The sequence below is a fragment of the Microvirga sp. GN3 genome, from assembly GCF_055792825.1.
In genome coordinates this window covers 1-3704 of record NZ_JBVVAK010000311.1, presented here as the reverse complement: position 1 = coordinate 3704, position 3704 = coordinate 1, and the positions used below count along the sequence as shown (strand labels likewise).

The window sequence follows — 3704 nt, the reverse complement described above, 5'->3', positions numbered from 1 at the left end:
CCTTCACGTTCAAGGACGGCTCGCAGGTTCCGGCCCGCTACACCTATACCTACGAGTACAAGAACGGCACGTGGCTGATTTCCTCGCATCATTCCTCAATGATGCCCGAAAAGGCGTTGACACAGTGAGCAGGTAAAGGCTGTCTTCGACAGTCGTCGTAGCGATCCAAGGCCGGTTGGAACCGGGAACAACGAACGCCTAAACGGGCGTTGTCACTCCAAGCAAGGAAAGGCCACGTTGGCGATGAGCCCTGGCGGCCTCAGCCATTGAAAGTGCACAATCCGGTATGCGCGCGAGGGACAGTAGAGACAAGCAAAGCTCGCTGATGTGACAACGTCCTGCAATGTCACGCCACCATCGTTGAGCCGGTACGCGCGGCGGAGATGGTCTCGCCACGTTCTGCAGGTAGTGTGAACTGAAACACGGTCCCTCGCGGCTCGTTTGCGCTCGCCCACAGCCGGCCCGCGTGCGCCTCGATAATCGACCGGCAGATCGCCAGCCCCATTCCCATCCCCTCCGGTTTGGTCGTGTAGAAGGCCTCGAACACGCGCTCGACCGCTTCCGGATCCAGTCCGGGACCGGTATCTCGCACCATGATCCGCACGCCGCCTGAAATCTCTCGCTCGGTGCTGATCCGCAGCTCGCGCGGCCGCTCCGCCACCTCCTTCAGGGCCTCGATGCCGTTCAGCACCAGGTTGAGGATCACCTGCTGCAACTGCACCCGGTCGCCCACCACAGGCTGGAGGTCGGGCGCCAGCGCGGTTCGGAGCAGGAGGCGATGGCGGCGCACCTCCCCCTGGACGAGAGCGACCGTGTCCTGGATGAGCTCGTTCAGGTCCAGGCGCTCCCTGACGGTCTCCGTCTTCTTGAGCAGTGTGCGCACCCGCCCGATCACCGCACCGGCCCGGTGCCCGTCCTGGACGATGCGCCCCAGCGTCTCCCGCACCTCGTCAAGGTTGGGCGGCTGGCGGGCGAGCCAGCGCAGGGCCGCGTTGGCATTGGTGACGATGGCGCCCAGCGGCTGGTTGACCTCATGCGCGATCGAGGCGGTCAGCGCGCTCATCGTGGTCACGCGCGTGACATGCGCGAGCTCGGCCTGCGCCTTGTGCAGCGCCTCTTCCGCCTGTTTGCGCTCAGTGATGTGCCGTCCGACACCGCGGTAGCCGATGAAGCGTCCTGTTCCGTCAAATATTGGCAGCCCCGAAACGGACACGTAGCGCTTGCCGCCGTCGGGCGTAGGCCGCGCGAGCTCGAAATCACGAAACGGCAGATGCGCGTCGAGCGTCTCCCGGTGTTTGCGCCAGGCTTCTTCATCAGGCTCCACGTAGGGCACTTCCCAGCGCGTCTTCCCGATCTCGGAGCCCGGTGCCGGCGCGTCGGCAAGGTCTTCGGCGAACTCCTGGCGGATGAAGCGATGCTGCGCGTCTGTCTCCCAGTACACATCGAAGGAGAATTGCACGAGGGTGCGAAAGCGCTCCTCGCTCGCCCGCAGCGCCTCTCCCGCCTGCTTGCGCTCGGTAACGTCCATCGCCGCCCCGATGATCTCCAGCAGGTCGCCGGTCTCGCTGTAAACGGGATGGCCAACTCCGCGCAGATGCTTGATCTCGCCGTCCGGAAGGACGATCCGGAAATCGGTTTCGGAATCGCCCCTGAGACGAATTGCGGTTTCCGTGTTCGCGAGCCACTTTCCCCGATCCTCCGGATGAATCCGCTGGAGAACCGCCTCGAAGGACGGCATACCTACTTTCGGATCGAAGCCAAACAAGCGGTAGCGTTCCTGTGACCAGTAGGTGATCGCCTGCGTGGTCGGGTTCCAGGCCCAACTGCCGCTTTTGCTCAGCGCCTCCGCTTCCGCCAGGTAGGCCTCGCTGCGCCGCAGCTCCTCCTCCGCCCGCTTGCGCTCAGTGATGTCGTTGTTGGTCTCCAGGATCGCCACAGGACGGCCCCGCGCGTCCCGTTGCATCGACCAGCGACTCGCTACGATCGCCTGCGTGCCGTCTTTCTTCGTGTGGACGAGTTCCCCGTCCCAGCGGCCGGTGTGCAGCAACTCGGTCATGATCTCTTCGAGCGGCTTAGGAAAGACCGTCTGCATGAGCTCGTGAGAGATCTTTCCGGCGGCCTCTCCCTTGTGCCACCCGTACAGCTCCTCGGCGCCACGGTTCCAGTAGGTGATGACGTCGTTCATGTCGCGCACGAAGATCGTGTCATGGGTCAGATCGAGGAGACCCGCCTGCTCGCGCAGCACCATTTCTCGCGATCGGCTTTGCACGGCAAGGAACGCCGTCACGCCGATCGCCGCGAGGCTGAGAAGGCGGTTTGAAAGGGCAATGCTTGGCGAGGCATGGTGTTGCGACAGCCCATAGCTGAGGATCGCCAGCGCCATGCAGCCCACCGCCGCGAGCGCAACACCCCGCGCCTGAAGAAATCTGGTTGAGAGCAGCACAACGGCCACGTACAGCACGGCGACGGCGACCTCTGTGGGAGTCATGGTGTCGAGAACAAAGATCCCGGCAGCGATGACGGCGCTAATCGCTGGAAGAGCACGCGACGTGACGATTGGCGACGTCGCATGATCTTGTCCTTGGGTCTGCTCCGTCTGCATGTTGCACCTCGCCAGGGACAGGGCGGTGGTCCCGGTGCCGTGATCGGGCCGGCCCTTGTCGTGAGGCCAAGCCGGCACGCCGGCGCTCCCAGCAGGCCCAGAGCGACGGGGCACAAGCCGCTGTCTCGCACCGCCAGTCACCCCGTTTGCCCGTTGATATTTTGTCCCGATCGACCTTGCGGGTAAAGCGCTCGCAGCGGAACGGTGGCGGAATGGAATAGCATGGCGCAGGACATCATCAACACGGGGTCATGGGACGCTCTCCCTGGATGCCGATCAGATCGGCTGGCCACGGGCACAGGAGAGCAGCCATGAAAACCTATGCCGGTTTGGACGTCTCACTGAACGAGACCCATATCTCTGCGGTCGAGCGGGACGGGCGTGTGGTTCTGGAGGCGAAGGCCCGCAGCACCCCTGAAGCCTTGCCACCGTGCTGGAAACAGCCCCCACCTGCCACAGGACGTGTTCGCGATCGGCCGCATGGCCCCAATGGGGCTGTCACGGTAACTCTTGGTCAGGGCCTCTGGAGGAGAGCAGCGGCATGACCAAGCCCGTCAGCTACAAGCGCCGCCGCTTTCCACCCGCAGGTTAGCGCCGCTGCCGTTTGGCTCTACTTCCGATTTCCACTGAGCGTGCGATTGGGCGAGGAGATGCTGCTCGAGTGCAGCATCGTTGTGTCTGATGAGGAGGTCTGAAAGTCTGGATTTGACCTGTCAGACAGTGTCGGACGAGATTTCGTTCTGCCCGGGATAGCCGGGTTCCGAACTTGCCATTCTGGCATGGTCGCCCTCAGCTTGGGCCAAGCGGGTGGTCAAGCCCCAGAGCCGCTGAGCGGTGCGCCGCAGGCGCAGAGCTTGAGAGCCCGCCGAAGCTCCAAGCCATTATTCAAGCTGCCAGAGTGCGAGTCGCTCTCACACTGTCCGTCAAATCAAGTTCAGGATTCTACAATTTCAGCTTATCCCCTGGCAGCTTATCCCCTGCCAGACCGTATGTTCGTTGCCGGCGGAGGTGGCTCGTCCACACTATGCGATGAGCGAGGGTTGCGCCGGATGGGCCGGTGCCGAGCCTCCCGCACAGGGGACGAGCCATGCAGCAGAATAGC

General features: G+C 63.4%; 2 protein-coding genes and 2 pseudogenes. 3 read left to right on the top strand and 1 reads right to left on the bottom strand.

Annotation, left to right across the window (positions count from 1 at the left end; all coding sequences use genetic code 11):
* Nucleotides 1–128 (top strand): annotated as a pseudogene (locus ACS5Q1_RS47030) (DUF4440 domain-containing protein); the annotation flags it as partial.
* A 218-nt stretch (nt 129–346) separates the two neighbouring features.
* On the opposite strand, the gene ACS5Q1_RS47025 reads toward ACS5Q1_RS47030, so the two are convergent.
* A complete protein-coding gene (locus tag ACS5Q1_RS47025) occupies nt 347–2602 on the bottom strand; it encodes a PAS domain-containing sensor histidine kinase (protein WP_473104648.1) in 2256 nt (751 codons plus the stop codon).
* A 311-nt stretch (nt 2603–2913) separates the two neighbouring features.
* On the opposite strand from ACS5Q1_RS47025, the gene ACS5Q1_RS47020 reads away from it, so the two are divergent.
* Nucleotides 2914–3147 (top strand): hypothetical protein, encoded by a 234-nt coding sequence (locus ACS5Q1_RS47020; RefSeq protein WP_473104647.1) that lies wholly within the window; start codon nt 2914–2916, stop codon nt 3145–3147.
* 27 nt (nt 3148–3174) lie between these two features.
* Nucleotides 3175–3294, top strand: a pseudogene (locus ACS5Q1_RS47015) (IS6 family transposase); the annotation flags it as partial.
* Nucleotides 3295–3704 lie beyond the last annotated feature (410 nt).